General features: G+C 70.9%; 16 protein-coding genes and 2 pseudogenes. 10 read left to right on the forward strand and 8 right to left on the reverse strand.

Annotation, left to right across the window (positions count from 1 at the left end; genetic code table 11):
* The first annotated feature begins 60 nt into the window (after positions 1-60).
* Positions 61-264 carry a hypothetical protein gene (locus FLV34_RS12695; protein WP_147943169.1) on the forward strand — a complete coding sequence of 68 codons (204 nt, stop codon included), beginning with the start codon at positions 61-63 and terminating at the stop codon, positions 262-264.
* Here FLV34_RS12695 and FLV34_RS12700 read toward each other — a convergent pair.
* Positions 261-2,165, reverse strand: a complete 1,905-nt coding sequence (locus FLV34_RS12700) for an amino acid transporter (RefSeq protein WP_205830214.1) — start codon at positions 2,163-2,165, stop codon at positions 261-263. The two genes, FLV34_RS12695 and FLV34_RS12700, sit on opposite strands and share 4 nt — an antisense overlap.
* Positions 2,166-2,468: 303 nt before the next feature.
* Between FLV34_RS12700 and FLV34_RS40400 the strand changes: the two genes are divergently transcribed.
* Both FLV34_RS40400 and lysA read left to right on the forward strand, forming a co-directional pair.
* The gene (locus FLV34_RS40400; RefSeq protein WP_187280620.1) at positions 2,469-2,936 is read left to right on the forward strand and encodes an Lrp/AsnC family transcriptional regulator; all 468 of its coding nucleotides are present in this window, start codon (positions 2,469-2,471) and stop codon (positions 2,934-2,936) included.
* Positions 2,933-4,261: a diaminopimelate decarboxylase gene (lysA, locus tag FLV34_RS12710; protein ID WP_147943171.1), complete on the forward strand. Its 1,329-nt coding sequence runs from the start codon at positions 2,933-2,935 to the stop codon at positions 4,259-4,261. The genes FLV34_RS40400 and lysA overlap by 4 nt, the downstream gene beginning before the upstream one ends.
* A gap of 293 nt (positions 4,262-4,554) precedes the next feature.
* Here lysA and FLV34_RS12715 read toward each other — a convergent pair whose 3' ends face one another.
* On the reverse strand, positions 4,555-8,643 hold the full coding sequence (locus FLV34_RS12715; protein ID WP_147943172.1) for a trypsin-like peptidase domain-containing protein: 4,089 nt from the start codon (positions 8,641-8,643) through the stop codon (positions 4,555-4,557).
* Positions 8,640-8,987, reverse strand: a complete 348-nt coding sequence (locus tag FLV34_RS12720) for a CU044_2847 family protein (RefSeq protein WP_142647565.1) — start codon at positions 8,985-8,987, stop codon at positions 8,640-8,642. Before FLV34_RS12720 ends, FLV34_RS12715 begins: the two co-directional genes overlap by 4 nt.
* 144 nt (positions 8,988-9,131) lie before the next feature.
* Here FLV34_RS12720 and FLV34_RS12725 point away from each other — a divergent pair, with 144 nt between their 5' ends.
* Together FLV34_RS12725 and FLV34_RS12730 are read left to right on the forward strand one after the other, a co-directional pair.
* A complete protein-coding gene (locus tag FLV34_RS12725; protein WP_142647567.1) occupies positions 9,132-9,989 on the forward strand; it encodes a hypothetical protein in 858 nt (285 codons plus the stop codon).
* A 21-nt stretch (positions 9,990-10,010) separates the two neighbouring features.
* Positions 10,011-10,364, forward strand: coding sequence for a nuclear transport factor 2 family protein (locus FLV34_RS12730; protein ID WP_142647569.1), 354 nt, complete (start codon positions 10,011-10,013; stop codon positions 10,362-10,364).
* A 104-nt stretch (positions 10,365-10,468) separates the two neighbouring features.
* Here FLV34_RS12730 and FLV34_RS12735 read toward each other — a convergent pair whose 3' ends face one another.
* The 4 genes and pseudogenes from FLV34_RS12735 to FLV34_RS12745 form a co-directional block, all read right to left on the reverse strand.
* Positions 10,469-11,401 carry an LLM class flavin-dependent oxidoreductase gene (locus FLV34_RS12735; protein ID WP_147943174.1) on the reverse strand — a complete coding sequence of 311 codons (933 nt, stop codon included), beginning with the start codon at positions 11,399-11,401 and terminating at the stop codon, positions 10,469-10,471.
* A pseudogene (locus tag FLV34_RS42355) lies at positions 11,398-11,682 on the reverse strand (sulfurtransferase); the annotation flags it as partial. The gene FLV34_RS12735 and the pseudogene FLV34_RS42355, both read right to left, overlap by 4 nt.
* Positions 11,683-11,742: 60 nt before the next feature.
* Positions 11,743-12,006: pseudogene (locus tag FLV34_RS40405) on the reverse strand (LLM class flavin-dependent oxidoreductase); the annotation flags it as partial.
* On the reverse strand, positions 11,895-12,986 hold the full coding sequence (locus FLV34_RS12745; RefSeq protein ID WP_147943175.1) for an ATP-binding cassette domain-containing protein: 1,092 nt from the start codon (positions 12,984-12,986) through the stop codon (positions 11,895-11,897). The pseudogene FLV34_RS40405 and the gene FLV34_RS12745, both read right to left, overlap by 112 nt.
* Positions 12,987-13,094: 108 nt before the next feature.
* Here FLV34_RS12745 and FLV34_RS12750 point away from each other — a divergent pair, with 108 nt between their 5' ends.
* On the forward strand, positions 13,095-13,550 hold the full coding sequence (locus tag FLV34_RS12750; RefSeq protein WP_147943176.1) for a MarR family winged helix-turn-helix transcriptional regulator: 456 nt from the start codon (positions 13,095-13,097) through the stop codon (positions 13,548-13,550).
* A gap of 202 nt (positions 13,551-13,752) precedes the next feature.
* Positions 13,753-14,511, forward strand: a complete 759-nt coding sequence (locus FLV34_RS12755) for an AfsR/SARP family transcriptional regulator (protein WP_142647574.1) — start codon at positions 13,753-13,755, stop codon at positions 14,509-14,511.
* A gap of 76 nt (positions 14,512-14,587) precedes the next feature.
* Here FLV34_RS12755 and FLV34_RS12760 read toward each other — a convergent pair whose 3' ends face one another.
* Positions 14,588-16,021 carry an MFS transporter gene (locus FLV34_RS12760; RefSeq protein WP_142647576.1) on the reverse strand — a complete coding sequence of 478 codons (1,434 nt, stop codon included), beginning with the start codon at positions 16,019-16,021 and terminating at the stop codon, positions 14,588-14,590.
* 142 nt (positions 16,022-16,163) lie between these two features.
* On the opposite strand from FLV34_RS12760, the gene FLV34_RS12765 reads away from it, so the two are divergent.
* The 3 genes from FLV34_RS12765 (at position 16,164) to FLV34_RS12775 (ending at position 20,363) form a co-directional block, all read left to right on the forward strand.
* Positions 16,164-16,748, forward strand: coding sequence for a TetR/AcrR family transcriptional regulator (locus FLV34_RS12765; RefSeq protein WP_142647579.1), 585 nt, complete (start codon positions 16,164-16,166; stop codon positions 16,746-16,748).
* A gap of 216 nt (positions 16,749-16,964) precedes the next feature.
* Positions 16,965-19,757, forward strand: a complete 2,793-nt coding sequence (locus FLV34_RS12770) for a LuxR family transcriptional regulator (RefSeq protein WP_147943177.1) — start codon at positions 16,965-16,967, stop codon at positions 19,755-19,757.
* A 60-nt stretch (positions 19,758-19,817) separates the two neighbouring features.
* Positions 19,818-20,363 carry a hypothetical protein gene (locus FLV34_RS12775; RefSeq protein WP_168065913.1) on the forward strand — a complete coding sequence of 182 codons (546 nt, stop codon included), beginning with the start codon at positions 19,818-19,820 and terminating at the stop codon, positions 20,361-20,363.
* The last annotated feature ends 12 nt before the right edge of the window (positions 20,364-20,375 follow it).

Raw genomic sequence — 20,375 nt, forward strand, 5'->3', positions numbered from 1 at the left:
ATCTTTTCACAGAGAGCGCTTCTCGGTACCCGATCCGCCTGACGGCTTTCCGGGTGCCGTGTGCTGCTCGTCGACGACACCTGGACGACGGGAGCCCGCGTCCAGCCCGCCTCGCACGCTCTCAAGCAGGCAGGAGCGGAACGCGTAGCTGCGATCGTGCTCGGGCGGCACGCCAACCCGGAGTTCGGCCCCTGTGAGCCGATCCTTGGGAAGATCAAGAACCGGCCCTACCGTCAGGAGGTCTGTGCGGTGCATGCCGATTAGCCGACGTGGACGTGGGGCCGGCGTTCGAGGTCCGGCTCCGCCTTGCGCAGCACCTCGCGGGTGAGCGGGGGCACGTCGCCGCCGCCGAACACCAGGTAGCGCAGCATGGCGAGCACGGGATTGCCCTCGGCCCAGTGGAAGTAGATGTGCGGCACCGCACCGGTGCGGTCGCGGACGTGGAGCAGGAGGGCGGCCAGCGAGTTCGGCACGGCCGAGCTCTCGATCCGCAGGATCCTGTGCCCGTAGCGCTCCTCGCCCCGGACGTGCAGCTCGGTCTCGAACTCCGACGCGTCCGGCACGGTGACCTCGACGAACATCACGGGCTCGTCGCTACGCAGCCGGTGGTTGATCCACTGCTCGCGCAGCTTGTCGTGGTATTCGTGCTGGTCACGTTGATTGGGCTCGTTCGCGATCAGGTGGATCAGGCCGCCGGCCTCGTTGACCCACTGCTGGGCCAGCGGGTCCAGGCCGACCTCGGTCACCCGTAGCTCCGTGGAACGGGTGGCCCGGGAGATCACCGAGGTGATGATGATCGCGGCGATGAAGAAGGATGCGATCTTCACGCCGTCGGGCCGTTCGACCACGTTGTCGACCAGCGTGTAGGCGAGGACCGCCGCGATCAGCCCGAAGCCGATCGCGGCGGCCGTCTGGCCCTTCCTGAACGCCGACAGCGTCACCGCGACCGCCGCCGACAGCATCAGCACCAGCACGCCCGTGGCGTATGCGCCGCCCTGGGCGTCCACGTCGGCGTCGAAGATGATCGTGATGGCGAACGCGATCGCCGCGAAGACGAGAACCAGGGGCCGCACCGCGCCGGTCCATTCGGGCGCCATGCCATATCGGGGGAGATAGCGCGGCACCAGGTTGATCAGGCCCGCCATGGCCGAGGCGCCCGCGAACCACAGGATCGCGATCGTGGAGACGTCGTACACGCTGCCGAACCACTCGCCGAGGAACGTGTGCGCCAGGTAGGCCAATGCACGGCCGCTCGCCTTGCCGCCCTCCTCGAACTCCTCGTGCGGGATCAGCGTGGTCGTGACGAAGCTGGAGAAGATCAGGAAAACGCTCATGACGAGCGCGGCCACGGTGAGCAGCCGCTTGGCGCCCTTGATGCGCTGCCGTACGTCGCCCCTGACGACGGGCATCACGGCGACGCCGGTCTCGAAGCCCGACATGCCCAGCGCGAGTTTCGGCATGACCAGCAACGACAGGCCGATCATGGCCAGCGGGCCGCTGTAGCCGGCGTTCAGCGCGTGGGTCCAGTCGACGACCACCTGGGGCGCCTGGAGCACGTGGACGAGCGAGGTGACCACGACGACGGCGTTGAGCCCGAGGTAGACGAGGACGAGGATCACCGCGACGCCGATCGCCTCGGTGAAGCCCATCAGGAACACCCCGCCGAGCATGGCCAGCAGGAACAGGGTGACGGGCACGCGCTGTCCTTGGATCCAGTGCGGCGCGAACGGGTTCTCCAGGATGTGCGCGGTCGCGTCGGCGGCCGACAGCGTCATGGTGATGACGAAATCGGTGGCCGCGAACCCGAGCAGGGCCAGGACGAACAGCTTGCCCCACCACTGTGGCGCCAGCTTCTCCAGCATCGCGATCGAGCCCTGGCCGTACGGGCTCTCGGCGGCCACCCGGCGATAGACGGGCAGCGCGCCCAGCAGCGTGAGCGCGACCAGGAAGACCGTGGCGAGCGGCGACAGGAACCCGGCCGCGAGCACCGCGATGCCCGGCTGGTAGCCGAGCGTGGAGAAATAGTCCACGCCCGTCAGGCACATCACGCGCCACCACGGGTGCTTCGCGTGCGGCCCGTGCTCGATCTCCTTGCGATCGGTCTGGAGACCTTCGAGCAGCCAGGTGCGCATCGGACCCGCGGGCGTGGCGACAGAACGCCCCAACCTGGCCACCTCCGGCATCAACATCGCGTCAATGAACGCATGCACACTACTGGCGCAATCACCGCAAACGACGGGGTATGGGCGTCAAGAACGCGTCAAGAGCGGAAGTCGTCCGATCACGCTGCGCGACGACGGGACGACCCGCCTCGAACGTCAATCGGGCGTCGGATTCGACGTGCCCGCCGTAGGAATCGCGTCAGGATCGCCCACCCATGGCATGTCCCGTACTTAGCGTGTCGTGTGTCCAACTTTCGGGGCGTTTGCCCGTTCAGCATGGCAGGACCGTTCAGGAGGCGGTGTGCGGTGAAATCGCTCGACGACGTAGACCGGTCGTTGCTCCAGGCACTCGCCCGGGACGGCCGCGCTCCGGTGCGGGCCCTCGCCCGCGACCTCGCGCTCGGCGACAGCACGGTGTCCGTCCGGTTGCGCAGGCTGCGCGACAGCGGCGCGCTGACCGCCATCCGCGTCGAGGTGGACCCGGCGGCGCTGGGACGGCCGATCCAGGCCCTCGTACGCGTCCGGCTGCGCCACGGCGTGACCTGCGGAACCTACGAGCGGCGGCTGCGCGAGATGCCCGCGGTGCTGAGCGCGCTGGTCCTGCTCGGCGACGCCGACATCGAGGTGCGGGTGGCCTGCCGGAACATGGACGACCTCGAACTGGCGGTGGCGACGCTCCGCGAGGCGGGCGCCGCCACCACCAGCACCCAGATCGTGACCCGTACGGTCACCGGACTCGGCCAGGCGCTCCTGGCGGAGAAGAGAACGAAATGAGCCTGCTGATCACACCTCCGCGTACGACGGAGACGGCCCACGGCCCCTGGCCGGCCACCGCGCGCTTCGGCCCCGGCGGGCACGCCGAGGTCGGCGGCGTCGACCTGCTGGAGGTGGCCGGGCGCTTCGGCACCCCGGCGTACGTCATGGACGAGGCGGACGTGCGCCTGCGCTGCCGCGCCTACCGCGCCGCGCTGCCCCGGGCCGAAGTCGCGTACGCCGCGAAGGCCTTCTGGTGCCGCGCCATGGCCTCTTGGATCCGATACGAGGGGCTCGCACTCGACGTGTGCTCGGCCGGTGAGCTGGCCGTGGCGCGGGCCGCAGGCTTCCCCCCGGACCGGATCATCTTCCACGGCAACGCCAAGACCCCCGCGGACCTGCGCGCGGCCGTGGAGCAGCGGGTCGGCCGCATCGTCATCGACGATCTCACCGAGATCAACCGTCTCACCGCGCTCGTCCCCGTGGGGATGCGGCAGAAGGTGCTGGTGCGGGTGATTCCCGACATCGAAGCCGGGGCGCACGCCGCCATCCGCACCGGCGGCGAGGACCACAAGTTCGGGCTGTCGATCGCGGCCGGTGGGGCGCGGGAGGCGGTGAACCGGATCCTCCACCAGGCACGCCTTGAGCTGGTCGGCCTGCACTGCCATCTGGGATCCCAGATCACCGCAATCGGGCCGTACGAGCAGTGCGCGCGTGTCCTGGTGGACCAGCTCGCGCGGATCCGCGACGCGCACGGGGTGACGCTGCCCCAGCTCGACCTCGGCGGCGGTCACGCCATCGCGTACACGAACGGGCAGGCCGGCCTGGCTCCCTCCCGGCTCGGCGCGCTGGCCGCGACCGTCGAGAGGCACTGCGCGGGCATCGGCCTGCCGGCGCCGCGGCTGACCGTCGAACCCGGACGGGCCGTCGCCGGGCCCGCCGGCGTGACGCTCTACCGTGTGATCACGGTCAAGAAGGGGCTGCGCCGCACGTACGTCGCCGTCGACGGAGGCATGAGCGACAATCCCCGGCCCGCGATGTACGGCTCGCGATACGAGATGCGCATGATCGGCCGCGCGACGCACGAGGGCACACGCGACTTCACCGTGGTCGGCCACCACTGCGAGAGCGGGGACACGCTGGCCGAGGCCGCCGCGCTCCCCGCCGACATCCGCCCCGGCGACGTGCTCGCCGTCGCCGCCACCGGCGCCTACAACCACTCGATGGCCTCGACGTACAACATGACCGGGCGCCCGCCGGTCGTCGCCGTGAGCCGGGGCAAGGCCCGCCTCGTCGTCCGCCGCGAGGGCCTCGACGACCTGATGCGCCGCGATGTCGGCCTCTGACACGAGCGTGGGAGACGTCGTGCGCACCTCCTCGGCCGGACGCGTCCTCGCCGCCGCGCTCCTGATGGTCGCCTGCGCGACCAGCGCAAGCGTCGGCGCGCTCCTGACCCGCAACACGGACACCTACGCCGACGGCCACCGGCGGATGACCGCCCACGTCGTACGGGTGCTGCGGACCCCCGTCGCCGCCGGAGGTCGCCGAGCACGCCCTCTCCCGGCACACCCGGCCGGACGCACGTGGCCGCCGGCAGGGTCCGGGTGCCCGCCTCGGCGCGAGTCCGTGTGCGGCGTGGTCAGTCGTCCTCGGGGATCGGGCGAGCGAGATGCCGGGTCGCGAGTTCGATCAGGGCGGCCGAGGTCGCCGGCCAGATGCGCGCCGTGCTGTCCCGGCCGGCCGTGGCGAGATATCGGCCGTCCGGGCTGAAGGACAGGCCCCATACGGCTTCTTCGTGCCTCACTCGTGCCACCTCGGACGGCTCCTGGGCGCCACGCACGGACCATATTCGTACGTCACCGTCCTGGCACCCTGCCGCGAGGTGGCTGCCGTCAGGGCTGAAGGCCACCGACTCCACGGCGGCGTCGTGCCGGATGTCCAGTGGTGCGTCCTCCCCGTGAACCGGCCAGATGCGCGCGTATTCGGCGCTGGCCGTGGCGAGCCTCCTCCCCCCTCGCGCGAAGCTGACACCCCAGACGATGTCGGTGTGCCGCAGCACTCTGCGGACCTCGCCGTCGGCGATCGACCAGAGGCGTGCGCATCTGTCCGCGCAGGCCGTGGCCAGCAGCTTCCCGTCCGGGCTGAACTCGACACCCCACACCGTTTCGTCGTGGGGGAACTGCGCGATGAGGTTCCCGGTCTCGATCTCCCAGATGCGGGCGATCCGATCGGCCCCACCTGTCGCGAGCAGGCGCGAGTCGAGGCTCAGCGCGATGCTTCTTATCCAGTCGGGATGCGGCAACTCCGCGATCTCACGGCCCGTGCCGATTTCCCGCACGCGGGCGTGGCCGTCGGCACCCGCGCTGGCGAGCAGCCTTCCGTCAACGGAGAACGCCACGGACTGCGCGGGTCCGGTGTGCGAGTAGCCGGACATACTGGTTCCCGACGCGACGTCCCAGACCTGCACTTCGCCGCAGTAGCATGCCGTGGCCACCCGAGTGCCCTGGTGGTCGAAGGCGACCGCCTCGACCCAGGAGTCATGCGTCAGGCGTGCGATCTCATCCGAGGCATGGACATTCCACACACAGGCCGTCGCATCGGCGCCGGCGGTGGCCAGCTTGGCCCCGTCCGGGCTGAAGACCACCCAGTTGACCGGTCCGTCATGCGCGACCCGTGCGGCTTCGTTTCCCGTACGCGCGTCCCAGACGTGCGCGGTCTTGCTGTCCCCCGCGACGGCGAGCCGGGTGCCGTCCGGGCTGAAGGCGATGCTCTCCACTGAGCCTTCATGGTGCAGGTGCTGGATCGGTGTTCCGCTCTGCGCGTCCCAGATGCGTGCGCTTCCGTCACGGCCGGCGGTGGCGAGAAGGCTGCCGTCCGGGCTGAAGGCCACGGTGCGGACCCAGCCGCTGTGCTTGAGCCGGTTCTCTTCCTGGATGCGGGTCCGCCCTCCGGTCGCGACGATGTTGTTGATCCTTTCCGCCGTCCAGATCCGCGCCCGCTCGTCGCGGCTGGCCGAGGCGAGCGCGCCGTCGGCGCTGAAGACCACGGCACGGACCCATCCGTCATGGGGCAGCCGCGCGATCTCCACGCCGGTGGGGACGGCCCAGAGGCCCACGGTCGCGTCGGCGCTCGCGGTCGCGAGCACGCTGCCCCTGGGGTGGAACGCCAGATTGCGCACGACGTCGTCGTGCGCCATCGTCGCGAGCAGATGCCCGCCACGCGGGTCCCACAGGCGTGCTCTCCCGTCGCCGCACGCGGTGGCGAGGAACCGGCCGTCCGGGCTGAAGTCCACGGCCCATACGGTGTCGCCGTGCGGCAGCGAGCCGACCGGCGTTCCCGTCCGGACGTCGTAGATCTTCGCCTGATCCTCGTGACCGCCTGTGGCGAGGAGCCCCCCGTCCGGGCTGAAGGCGATCGACCAGACGGCCATCGCGTTCCGGATGGTCACTCGCGCCCGCCCGGTGGCCGCCTCCCACACGCATACGGTGCCGTCGAAGCCCGCCGTCGCGAGATGGAATCCGTCGGGGCTGTACGCCACACAGCGCACGGCGTCGTCGTGCTCAAGGCGAAGTTCGGGCTTGGTCGTGCTGGCGAGCGCCTCGCGCAGTGCCCGATCCCCCTTGAACAGGGGCATGCGCTCCAGGGAACGGATGGCGAGGTCCAGCGCCGTGGTCGGGGTCTCCGCCGGGGAGAGCCGGGCGAACTCGGATTGCTCGGCCAGGCGCGTCGCCTCGTTGTACGCGAGAAGGCGCTCCTGGTTGCGCTGTTCCTCACGGTGCACCTCCATGCTGTGGACGACGTAGGGCATGACGCCCATCGCATGGTGCGGATGCTCCTCCACCACCTTGAAGGCGCGCTCGAGCAGCGGCGCGGGCAACACGAATTTGGGATCCTGGTCGTGGTTCTCCCATTGGGACTTGTAGCCCTGGATCACCCCCACCATGGCGAGGACCTCGCTGTCCCGTGCCAGCAGGTCCCGCAGGCGATCCCAGCCGCGGAGCAACGCCTCGTGGACGACTTCGACCGTCTCGCCGTTGAAGGTCACCAGCCGCTTGTCGTGCAGGATCCCGGCCACCTCCAGGTCGTCCGGGGAGAGCCGGTCCCGGCGCACCGGTTGCGCATAGTCGCTCGTGCCCGGAGTGACCAGCATGGTGAAGATCCGCTCTGCCGCGTCTCGCTGTCGTTGCGGAAGGCCCTCGATGACCTTGTCGGCGTACTTCGAAAGGGCGCTGGCCCCGCCCATGTCCTCGTACGTCTTCCGCGTCAGCCGCCACGGCGGGTCCTGGAGGGGCCACATGCTGTGCAGCACGAACTGGAGGAGCGGCAGCCGTCCCGGCTGCCGGCCGAAATCCGCGCAGAGCGCTTCGATCAGGTCCTCGTCGCACACGACCGGGTGTTCGGGATCGGCCAGGCGCGCGGGTTCGGTGATGGCGGTTCGGAGGTCCACGTCCGACAGCGCGCGCAGCACCCGGGAACGCATCTGAAGATATTCGCCAAGGCGTTGGTGCTGGAGCAGACCGCCGAAGTGCTCCTCCCGGATGGTCAGGACGACGGTGATGTCGGCCTGTTCCGACGGCCTCAGCTCTGTGGCGGTCTCCGCCAGCAGGTCGAGGAAGGTGGAACGTTCCCCGGCATCGGTGCAGCGCGTGAGGATCTCCTCGGCCTGGTCGACCACCACGACCAGCCGATCCACATTCAGCCCGATCGCCAGCCGGCGCCCCGCGTCCCGCAGGCCCAGCTCCAGCAGGCGAGAACGCCACCGCTCGATCTGGGACTGCTGGACCTGGGCGTCACGGCCTTCGGCGGCGGCGAACTCACGGGCCAGCGCGAACATCGGCAGCTCCCCCGGCCGGAGGCGCACAGCGTGCATCGACGATCCACTCCGGAGCGATTCACGGCGGAGCCGTGGGATGAGCCCTGCATTCACCACGGACGACTTCCCGCAGCCCGAAGGGCCCGTCACGGCGAGCAGCCTGCGGGACCTGGCGTCATCGACGAGTTGCTCGACGAAGCCGGCGCGGCCGAAGAACAGCTCGGCGTCCGACTCTTCGAAGGGCAACAGCCCACGGTAGGGATTGCGGGGCGGCCGGTGAAGGACCGCGGGCCAGGCCGCGGCGAGCGCGTGCAGCCCGATCATGTAGATCTGCTCGTCACCGGCGATCGCCTGGAGCATGCCCACGACCTCACCGCTGTCCCGGTGCCAGACCGGCCCGCCGCTGAAGCCGGGCGCGGCCGTCATGCGTGATGTGATTCGCCGATCGACCTGGCTGCGGACCGGGTCTGCCGCCCCGAGAAGCTCGCCGGTGACGTGCCCCATCACTCGCCGGTTATGCAGGAATCCCCATACCTGGACGTAGGTCCCGGCCGGGCTGCCGGTCACGCGGAGCCTGGCCGGGGCGGTCGACTGAGGCGGCGGCTCCAGCAGTTCCAGGCCGGCGATGTCGCTCCACTCGAAGGGGTGGACGCCGCCCGGTCGCCACCTGACGATCTTGGCCGGACGGACGTGGCTGTGGCGGCCGTCGCCCCCGAGCGGAAAGTCGACGAAGATCAGAGTGTCATCCGGGGGTCCGGCTGGTTCACGCTGTTCCCGGCCGAGCGCCGAGTTGACGACATGCGCGCATGTCACGATCTGTTGCTGACCGACCAGGAAGCCGAGGCCCACAGGCCGATTGCCGTTTGCGAGGATGCGGACCGTCGCGCGTTCCGGCCGGGATCCGCTTCCGGTCATGACGGCGGATTCTCCGGAGCCCAGGTCATGGTGACGTTGAACGACGCTTCGGCGGTTCCCTTCGTGAAGATCAACCCCAACTCGCCGCCGAACTTCAGGCCGAACTCCACCTGGATCTCCTTGGGCGGGCGAGCGGCCGTCTGGAGTTTCGTCATTATCGTCTCGATGACGGGTCTGATGTCGTCCAGTGCCGCCGACAGCGACCGCGAAGCCTCTTCCAGCCTTCCGTCGATACCCGAAGAGGCCAGCTCCAGCGCGTCATTTGCATCTATTTCGGCTATGAGATAGTTACTAGTGCCGGATTGTCCGTCTCCGATCGGAATGCGAACTTGGGTCGAGCTCACGTTGCCTCCGACTGTCCCACAGCTCCCGATATCAACGGTAATCGGTAAACGCTTCGGACGAGAGTGGGGTTGCGGTAATACGTACAATGTGGTCCACGCGATATGGGTGATCTGACCCCGCACCGGCCGTCCTCGGAGGCCCCCATGCGTTCTCCGGCGTTCGCCGTCACGTTGCTGGTGGTCCACGCCGCCTCCCTCGGAAGCTCGGTGGTCATCCTTGCCGGTTCCCCCCTCGGGGTGGCCGGGTGGACGGCGGTCGGGCTGCTCGCGGTGTCGGGCCTGACACTCGTGTTCGCGCTTCTGCACATCGTCCGGCAACTGCCCGTGAGCGTGACGCACCTGCAGGATGCCGTGCACTCCCTCACCAACGGCGAGTCCCGGCTGAAGGCGACCTATTACAAGGCCGACCGCGCCGAGGACATCGAAAGGCTGCACCGTGATGCGGGCGAAGTCATCCGCAGAGCCCCGCGCGGCGCCCAGATCTATGCGGTCAATTCCTACGTGGAGGTATTCAAGGCGTCCAACGATCCGCGGTGGACGCATATCCAACGTGCCTATCTCAGCGAGTTCGAAAGGCGGTTCGGCGAGGTCACCTATCACCGGATCATCCAGTCCGACGGCAACGGCGATCGCAGCCCCGGGCACCTCGCCGAACAACTCACGCCCGCTTACCTGCACCACTACCGGAGCATCGCCAGGCACAGCGCCAAATGGGGAGCGCAGCGTCTGCGCGTCGCCGAGGTCCGAGCAACTCTCCCCACGTCTTTCGTCCTGGTCAAACACGAGGACGGCGGCTCGATCATCTGGCAGATTCACAAACACGCCCCGAACCTGCGTGATCAGGACGCCGTACAGATCATGGGGATCTTCATCATCACCGACCCGGAGGGGCTTTTCGTCCGGCACTTCATGTCGTGGTTCCGCGACATGGACCACCGGCAGCTGAGAACGCTGACGGAAACGGACCTGCAACCCCCCGACGGTGTCCCCGCGTCCGATTGAGGTGCCTCGGAAGGAGGCGCGATGGACCCCCACGAAAAGCTCATCAGAACACTCTTCTCGACGATCGACGCGAGTGACTGGGCCACGCTCAGAACGCTGGTCACGAGCGACGTCACCTACGACCGTCCGGGCTTCCCCGAGATCAACGGCGTGGACGATCTCTGCGACTTCTACCAGGCGAAGCGTCCGATCGGCGCGGGAGTCCACGAGTTGCGCTCCGTGGTGAGCGGCGCGCTCCAGGGCTTCTGCTGGGGTCACTTCAACGGTGTGTCCAGGGAGGGCGCGCCGCTGAACGAACTCTTCGCCGACTGGTTCGAGTTCCATGACGGCCGGATCCACCGCCGCCGGACCTTCTTCTACCGGCCTGCCATCTGAGCAGGCCCGGGTGACCGGGGGCGCACGGCGGGCGCGCCGTGCCGGCGGCCGGCGCGCCTCCGTACGGGCACGCCGGCCGCTTTCGCTCACGCGGGCGCTGCCTCCTATGCCGTGCGGCCCTGCCCGGACGCCGTGTCGGCGTCGGCGAGGCCGGGGTCGAGGTTCGCGGCCCGCTCGCGCACCTGCGGGATGATCTCCCGGGCGAAGAACTCCTGCTCGCGCATGGTCGGCAGGGCGAGCAGCAGAGAGGTGAAGCCCGCCGCGACGATGCCGGTGAGCTGGTCCACCACCGCGTCGACGCCACCGGTGACGAGCTCCGGGGTCGGCGACCTGGAGGGATCGACGAGGACCCGGACGTTGCAGGCGCACGTGATCGAGCCGGGGTCGCGCCCGGCGTCCCGCGCCGCCCGCCGTACGGCACGGCGCATCGCGGCGGCCTGCGCCAGGGAGATGCGCCCGAGCGAGGGCAGCCATCCGTCGGCCAGTTCCCCGGTGAGCGCCAGCGAGCGCGGGCCGTAGGAGCCGAGCCAGATCGGGATGGGCCGCCGGGCGGCCGGGGTGATGACCGCGTCGCGGACCGTGTAGTGGTCGCCGCGGAACGAGACCGGCTCCCCCGCCCACAGCCCGCGGATGATCCCGATCGCCTCCCGCAGCGCCGCGACCTTCTGGCCCGGGCTGCGCCCGGCGAGCCCGAACGCGGCGAACTCGTGGTCGAAACCGCCGCCTCCGAGGCCGAGGACGAGCCGCCCGCCCGACAGCCGGTCGACCGTCTCGGCGGTCTTGGCCACGACGGGGGGCTCGCGGTAGGGCAGCCCGAGCACGTTGGTGCCGACCTCGATGGTCCTGGTGCGGGCGGCGATCCAGGACAGCGCGGTCAGCGGCTCCAGGCTGGGACGGCCGCCGTGCAGATGGTCGCTCAAGGTGAACAGGTCGTAGCCCAGCTCGTCCGCGCTCTGCGCGAGGTCGAGCGTCTCGCCGGCCGACAGGCCGCCGACGGCCCCTCCCGCGCCGAAGCGCAGCCGGTCGCGCGCGCTCATGCCCGTGCCTCCTCCTGGTCGTGCGGCCACGGCCGCTCCCCTCGTACGGCCGGCCGCCGCGGGTCCGCCGACCAGGCGGACCAGGAACCCGGGTAGAGCGCCGCCGAGCCGACGCCGGCGAGTTCGAGCGCCAGCAGGTCATGGCAGGCGGTCACGCCGCTGCCGCAGTAAACGGCCACCTCGGTGCCGTCGTCCACGCCGAGCTCCCGGTAGCGCAGCCGGAGGCGCTCCGGCGGCAGGAAGAAGCCGTCCTCGGTCAGGTTGCCCGCCCAGGGAGCGCTGTCCGGCTCCTGGCCGAAGACCGCGTACGGCTCGGGGAAGAACGAGCCACCGGCGATGAGCTCTAGCCGGCCGTCGGAGAGGAGGTCGAGGAGGGCGTAGTCCTCGGCGACGAGCACCGGGTCCCGGTTGGCCACCAGGGTGGTCCCGGTCGCGAGCCGGATGGAGGAGGTGCGTTCGGCGATCGCCGCCAGGATGACGACGGGCGACGGGATCACGTCCCGCTCGCCGAAGTGGTGCTCCCCCACCGTGTACCAGGCGAAGCCGAGCTCCTCGGCGGTGACCGCGGCACGGACGACGTCGCGCAGCCGTTCCCGCTGGGACAGCCGTTCGCCCGTGTGCGGGTCCGGCAGCAGGCTGCCGAAGGTGATGAGACCTGACTCCATTGGGGTTCCTCCGTCTGTGTCCGGAAACCGGGGATCGCGGCGAGCAGCTCCCGCGTGCAGGGGTGCCTCGGGCTGGTGAAGACGTCTTCCGCGTCGCCCTGCTCGACGATCCGGCCGCCGCGCATGACCGCGATCGTGTGGCTGACCTGGCGTACGACGGCCAGGTCGTGGGAGATGAACAGATAGGTCAGGCCGCGTTCGCGCTGCAGCCTGGCCAGCAGCTCCAGGATCTGGGCCTGCACGGTCACGTCGAGGGCGGAGACCGGCTCGTCGCACACCAGCAGGTCGGGGTTCAGCGCCAGGGCGCGGGCGATGGCGACGCGCTGCCGCTGGCCGCCGGACAGCTCCCCCGCGCGGCGGCGGGCGAGCGAGGCGGGCAGGGCGACGTCGTCCAGCAGCGCGCGTACGGCCGCCGCCCTGCCTGCCGCGTCGTCCACGCCGTGGTTGCGCATCGGCTCGGTCAGCAGGTCCTCGAACGTGAAGCGGGGGTGCAGCGAGGTGTAGGGGTTCTGGTAGACGAGCTGGACCCGGCGCCGCAGCCGCCGCAGGGCCTCGCCCCGGGCGAAGGTGACCTCCTCGCCCGCGAAGCGCACGCTGCCCGCCGTCGGCCGTTCCAGACCGAGGATCATCCTGGCCGTCGTCGTCTTGCCCGACCCGGATTCGCCGACCAGGCCCAGCGTGGTCCCCGCGGGGATGTCGAAGTCCACGCCGTCCACCGCGTTCCTGGTGCCTCTGCGCCGCAGCGGGCCGGTGCGCACCGGGAAGGTCTTGGCGAGGCCGCGGACGCTGAGCAGCGCGGACGTCTCCCAGCAGGCCCAGGGCGGGGACCACCACCGTCTGCATGAGGGCGTAGCCGAAGACCGCGAGGCCGAGGGCGGCCAGCACACCGGCGCCTCTCGCGGCGGGGCTCGTCGTGTCATCCGCGTTCACGAAGCCTCATTAGTTCGTAGTACGAACAGTTCGTAGTACGCACAAATTAGTTGGCTGTACGAACCGATGTCAATTACGCTCGGACCAGGAGGATGCAGATGACCACGACGACGGCCACGGGGACGGCCACGGGGACCGGCACGGACGCGGCGTTCGCCACCGCGCTGGTGCGCATGTCCCACGTCGTGCAGTACGTCTTCGCCGACGTGAGCCGGGAGCACGGCGTCACTCCGCAGCAGGCGCAGTTGCTGTGCATGCTGAACGACGGCCCCATCGGCATGACCGAGCTCAGCCGCCTCCTGCATCTGGAGAAGTCCAGCCTCACCGGGCTCGTGGACCGGGTGGAACGGCGCGGGCTCGTGACCCGGGTCAGCCATCCGCGCGACCGCCGCGCCTGCCGGATCTCGCTCACGCCCGAGGGCGCGGGGCTCGGCGAGCAGGTGCACGCGGAGATCTGCGCGCGTCTGGACGTCCTGGGCGAGGAGATGCCGGAGGCCGACAGGCTCCGGATCGCCACGGCCCTCATGGGCGTGGTCGCGCGCTACACCACCTGAGACGCACTGACCTGAGCCGGACCAGCCACCCGGCCGCGACTGCCCGAAGAAGGCGGAGCAGGCAGGTAATTACGCACACCGAAATGCCCGCCGTACGCACTTCCGCTGATGTCAGGGGCGTGGGCTCTCGCAAGAATCGTCGTGATCGCGGTGATATGCGCCGATTCCAGGAGCACCTCAGGCAGCGTGCGCGGGGAGACCAATGAGATACGAATTGCTCGGGCCATTACGCCTGGTGGACGAGGAGACGCACACGATCAGCGCGCCCAAGGTCGAGACGCTGCTGGCCGCGCTGCTGATCCGGGCGAACCAGCCGGTGTCGACCGACGAACTGCTCGACGAGCTGTGGGGGAACGATCCTCCGAAGCGCGCTCGCGCCGCCCTGCACGTCTACATCTCGCATCTGCGCAAGACCTACGTTCAGCCCGCGGTGGACGGGGCGGCCATCCGGACGCACGCCCAGGGCTACCTGCTGGAGGCGGACCGCGCGTCCGTGGACGTGTTCCGTCTGCAGAGCCTGCACGCCGCGGGCCGGGACGGGGCGGACCGTGACCCGGAGCGGGCGCTGGAGTCGTTCGCCGCCGCGGCGGCCCTGTTCCGCGGGCCCGTGCTCGCCGGGATCGACAACGGGCTCATCGTCGGCACGTTCGCCCGCTGGGCCGAGGAGGTCCGGCTGGAGTGTCTTGAGGCGATCGCGATGTGCTCGCTGCGGCTCGGGCGGCACCGCGAGGTGATCGGCGACCTGTCCCGGTGGGTCGAGGAGTATCCGCTCAACGAGAACCTGCGCGAGCAGCTCATGCTGGCCCTCTACCGTTCCGGGCGGCGGGCCGAGGCGCTGGAGGTCTTCCAGTCGGCCCGGCAGGTGCTGCGGGAGGAGCTCGGGCTCGACCCCCGCGTGACCATGCGCCGGCTTCAGTTCGCGATCCTCTCCGCCGACGCCGACCTCGCCATCGCGGGGTGAGCCCCGGAGACGACACGAGGGGCGAGCCGGCTGCGGACGGCTCGCCCCTCGTTTCGGGGCGCGGGGAACGGCCCCGTCAACCCCGGGCGGCGGGTGCGGCCCCCCGCGCGCCGGGGCGGTACCAGAAGACGAGCGCGACGAGCAGGGCGATCACCAGGGCGCCGCAGGCCCAGACGAACACCGACGAGATGCTCCCGGCGAGACCACCCGTGCCCTGCGTGAGCGGGATCAGCATCGCGGCCAGGCCGAGCGAGCCGCCGATCGTGAGCGCCGTCTGCAGCACCCCCGCGGCGACCCCGGCGTACTCCTGCGGCGCGGTGGTCAGGACGATCATGTTGAACGGGATGATCGCCACGCCGACGCCGAGCCCCATGACGACGAGGGCGGGGAGCACGCCGCCGGCGTAGGTGCTGCCGCCGTCGAGGCGGGTCAGCCAGGCCACTCCGGCCAGCACCACGACCAGACCGGCGACGGCACGCGTCTTGAGACCGATCGCGGCGATGTGCTTGGTGAGGATCTGGGTGCTGACGAGCAGCGCCAGGCCGAACGGCAGGATCGCCAGGCCGCTCTGCAGCGCGTTGAGGTGCAGCACGCCCTGGAGATACTGCACCAGGTAGATGAGGAAGCTCGTGAGCACCGCCGCGAGCAGCAGCAGGGCGAGGAAGGCGCCGGCCCGATCGCGGCCGGAGAAGAGGGCCAGGGGCAGCAGCGGCTCGTCGGCCCGCCGGTCCACCAGCAGGAGAACGACGGCCAGCACGACCGCGGCGCCGAGGGCGGTCAGCGTCCAGCGGTCGCCCCACCCGTTCTCGGCGGCGTGGACGAGGCCGTACACGGCGGCGGCGAGGGTGGCGGTGCTGAGCAGCGCGCTCGGCAGGCCGAGCGGGCGGCGCCGGGTCGCCTCGTCCCGCAGGCCGAGGGCACGGACGGCGACCGCGATGATGACCAGGCCGATGGGCACGTTCACCAGCAGGCTCCATCGCCAGTCCCCCGCCCACGTGAGCACGCCGCCGAGCACCATGCCGGCGGAGGCGCCGAGCCCGGTCACCGTGGAGTAGAGGCCGAAGGCCCGCTGCTGCCGCTCCCCCTCGAAGACGATCGCCAGAAGCGCCAGCCCGGTGGGACCGGCGATCGCCGCGCCGGCGCCCTGCAGGATCCGGCCCGCGAGCAGCACCTCCACGTTCGGCGCGAGCCCGGCGACCAGCGACGCCACCACGACCAGCCCGACCCCGGAGAGGAAGACCCTGCGATGCCCGAGCACGTCGCCGAGACGGCCGGCGAACAGCAGGAGGCCGCCGAAGGCGAGGAAGAAGCCGTTCGGCACCCACGATCCCCCGGCCACCGACAGATGGAGGTCGGACTGGAGGGTCGGGAGCGCGACGTTCACGATCGTGCCGTCGAGCTGGAGCATGAACTCCGCCCCGACGATCGCCGCGAGCACGAGTGCCCAGGCGCGGCCGGCTCGCGGCGGCGCGCCGGCCGAGACGTCGCCGGGGGCGCTTTCGGTGGTCATGGAACCTCCACGGTCTGCTGACTGGGGGCATCAGACTGAGGCAACCTCAGGTTAGCGGGCGTATCTATACTGAGGTCGTCTCAGGTTAAGTGACAGGATTCAAGCTGAGGCATCCTCAGGATGTCAAGCGGGAGGTATCGGAGTGGACGGCAAGCCCTACATCGCCCAGCGCCCCAAGCGGGCCGACGGCCGGCGCAACTACGACGCGATCCTGGCCGCGGCCCGCAAGGCGTTCGAGAGCGCCGGGGCCGACGCCTCCCTGGAGGACATCGCGAGCCAGGCAGGAGTGGCGATCGGCACGCTATACCGGCACTTCCCCACGCGGGCCTCGCTGGTGGAGGCCGCGACCCGCGACGGCCTGGAGAACCTCGTCGCCCACGCGGAGCGGCTGGCCTCCGGGCCGGACCCGCTCGACGCGCTGGTCGCCTGGATGCGCGAGGCGGTGGTCCACTTCAGCACCTTCCGCGGGCTGGTGGGCATCCTCGCGCAGAGCATGTACGACGAGGGCACGCCCTCCCACACGATGTGCAGCGCGATGCACCACAGCGGCGCCGACCTGCTGCGCGCCGCCCAGGCGGCCGGCAGGGTGCGGCACGACCTGACCCCCGACGAGCTGTTCGACCTCCTCAGCGGCGCCGCCTGGGTGCGCGAGCAGGCGACCCCCGACCGGGACGGCAGCTCCCGCTTCCTCGAACTGGTGCTGGAGGGCATCACCACACGGGACTGACTCTCCGCACCACCCCATCTCCGTGACGCACGTCATAAAACCAACAAAGCAGCTAGGTAATATAGAATAAGCGGGCATCCCGTCCAGCACACGTCGCCCGAACCTCCGCCCTCCGCTACCAGTGGAAGTCTCGGCCCGGATGCGAGAAAGGAGCGCGATCAGGGTCGAAAAGCTCTTTTCGGTCACTCAATGCCTGGGGTCGTCACAAAGATGAGCGTGTACGAAGACAGACTGACCGACACCGCGTCGACCAGGGTGGTGCGCACGGCCGAGCTCGACCTGCTGCTGTCCCTGACCCAGGAGCCCGGCTCCGAAGGGCGTCTCATCGCCGTCCTCGGCGAGCCCGGGTCCGGGAAAACCCACCTGTTGTCGGCGCTCGTCCGGGAGCGCCAGTGGACCGCCCTTCCCGCGACCGTCTATCGATGCTCCTCCGGCGATCGGGAGCGGGCGATGAACGCCGTGAGGAAGCTGCTGTGGCGGGCGCGCCGGGCCGGCGAACGCGAGGGGGGCGACCGCCCCGTGATCGGCCTCGCGCGCCGGCGCCACCGGCCCGACCGCGAGCTCGTGGTCATCGAGGACGCCCACCTCGCCGACGACCAGACGATCGGCGAACTGGTGGGCATCGCCGCGGGTGACCCCGCGCCGCTGGTCGACGTGATCGTCTCACTGCGCCCCCGCCAGACCCCCGACCGCCTGGCCGAGGCGGTGTCCGTCACCACGGCCTTCGGGCGCACCGTGCGGATCGAGCTGGGACCGCTCGACGACGAGCAGATGCTCGCCATGTCGCCCGTCCCCGCGCCGTACGAGCTCCGCCACCGCAGCGGCGGCAACCCGTTCAACCTCCGGGCGCTGCAGGCGATGGAGCACGGCGCCCGCTCGGGCGGCGACGGTGCGCTCGCGCCGTACGAGTTCGCCGTGATGAGCGAGGTGCGCGACCTGGCGCCCGCCGAGCGCTACGCGCTGCACGCGGCCGCGATCCTGCGCTCGCGGTTCGACACGGACCTGCTCGCCGAGGTCGCGGAACTCGACCCGCTGGTGGCCTCCGCCGCGCTGCGCCGCCTCGTCCGCCGGGACCTGGTGCGGGTCGAGCCCGTCGGGACGCTCTTCGCCATCAGGGACGAGGTCTTCGGCATGCTGCTGCGCCAGATGATCGACCCCTGCTGGGCCGCACTGGCCCACCAGCGGGCGCTGCACCGGTTGTCCGCCCGCGGGCAGGCCGGCACCCAGATCGGCTTCCATCTGGTCAGCTCCCTGTCTCGGTCGAGCGAACTGGCGCGGATCGTGGACGCGTCCCAGGAGATCATGGAGACGGACGTCAGCGAATGCGTCTCCTGGCTCACGCCGGTGCTCGCCGAGGCGCCCGCCTCGACCGAGATCGGAGCGCGCGCCCGGCTGGCGCTCAGCACGGCCTTCGGCCGCCTGGGACGGATGGCCGAGAGCCGCGACCTGCTGTTCGTGGTGCACGAGTCGGGCGCCGCCGTGGATCCGGCGGCGCTGGCGGAGCAGGTCGCGTTCGTCTCGGTGGTCGAGGGCGTGCTCAGCCAGGACGTGCAGACGCTCGACCTGCTCGGCGACCTCCTCAGGCGGCCCGACCTGCGCGACTCCCCCGTCTGGCCGCGCCTGGTCCTGGCACGCGGCTTCCGCGTGTCGATGCTGGGCCGTACGGCCGGGCGGGCCGAGACGGAGTCCGCGCTGCGCGCGGCGCGGGCCGCGGGCGACGACCCGGTCGCCGCGGGGCTGCTCGGGCTCGCCGCGCTGGCGTCGATCACCGCCGGGAACGTGGATCGAGCCCTGGCAGAGGCCGACGCCGCCGCCGAGGCGCTGGACCGCACTCCCGAACACCTGATGGCGCGCCACATCGAGTGCCTGCTGCTGGCCGGGCTCGCCTACATCTACCTCGGCCGGAGCGCCGACGCCCAGCGGCAGGTCGGCCGCGGCGTGGAGATCGCCCGGCGACGCCGGCGGCCGTTCCTGCTGCCGACGCTCCTGGTGCTGCTCAGCGAGGCCGAGCGACACCTCGGCCGGCTCCGGCAGGCCAGGGACGCGGCGGACGCGGCCATCGTCGAGTCGGATGCGGGCAACCCGCTGCGGCACGCCCAGGCGGTCGCGCTGAAGTCCGCCGCCGAGGTGTGGATGCAGCCCCCGGGCAGCGGGCGGGCCAAGTCGCTGGCCCAGCAGGCGCTGGCGCAACAGGCGCTGACCGGCGCGCACGTGAACGGCAGCGCCTCGATCGCGGCGCTGACGCTCGCCAGGTGCGCGTGGCTGGACGGCGACCCGGCGCACTGCGTCACGCTCCTGCTCAACGAGGGCCGGGGCGCCGACATGCGGGTGATTCCGTCGGGCAGCCGCCTCACGATCTGGGAGACGCTCTGCGCCGCCGGGATGGACGCGGGCATGCCTCTGGACGACTGGGCGCGCCGGGCCCAGGAGCACGCCCGCGCCGTGCCCGTGCCCCCCAACCTGGCGTACGCCGCCATGACCCGCGGCCACCTGCTGCGCGTGCAGGGGTCGCCGGGCGAGGCGGTGCGGTGCTACCGCGAGGCGGCCGACCTGTTCGCCTCGGTGGGCATGCCGGTGGAGCAGAGCTACGCCCTGGGGCAGGCGGCGCGGGCGCTCGGCGAGCAGGGCCGCGCCGAGCAGGCGGCCCACACGGTGCGGCTCGCCGCGGAGATCGCGCGACGGTCGGAGGCGGTGACCCTGCTCGACTGGCTGGGCCGGCAGACCGGCGGACCGCCCGCGGCCCCCGCCCCCCAGCCCGGGGCGCGGCAGGAGATGCTCGGGCGTCTGGAGGTGTTCGGCCGCCTGACCCACCGGGAACGCGAGATCGCGTTGCTCATCTGCTCGGGGATGAAACGGCGGGACATCGCCGACCGGCTCACGATTAGCATGCGGACGGTCGACGTCCATCTGACCCGCATCTACCGCAAGGCGGGGGTCAGCTCGCGCATGGAGCTCGCGCTGGCGATTCAGCGGAAGACGGCCGGGCAGGAGTACGCGACCCGCTTTTAGGGCCGCTTGAGCGCCTCCTTCTAATGTCGGACCACCTTGTTTCCGCCTCGGGAGGCGAATATGGATCTGCGCGCGCTGTCCGGCCGGATCGCGCCGGTGCACGACGCGGTGAGCTCCTTCCTGGTGCCGTTCCTGGCCGCACCGCCGGAGACCACCTCGGACCGGGTGGGCGCCCTCGCCCGGCCCGGACGGTCGCTCATCCTGCGCGACCTCACCGAGAAGGTCGTGGAGTATCGCTCCAACAACGCCGACCCCACCGGGACGACCCCGACCGAGAAGGACTTCGCCACGGTCAGGCTGGAGATCTTCGGCCCGGACGGCGAACCGCTCGGCGAGACGACCGGCGCCGGCCGCATGCTCTACAAGCAGGAGCACGACGGCCACTTCATCGCGTACTTCGGCGAGGAGATCCGGCTGCGGGACGGCAACGTCATCCGCTCCGGCGGCCTGGTGGACGACGCGCGGCTCACGGCGGGCGAGGCCGCGCACTTCCCCGCCGTCGTCGTCGCGGGGCCGCTGCGCGGGGCCGTCGGCGTCCGCTGGTTCCGCCCGCTGGTCAAGGAGGCCCACGACACGTACGAGTCCGCGATCGTGGTCTACCGGTAGCGGGGGGACGCC

Source organism: Microbispora sp. CSR-4, from assembly GCF_008033685.1.
Lineage (GTDB): Bacteria > Actinomycetota > Actinomycetes > Streptosporangiales > Streptosporangiaceae > Microbispora.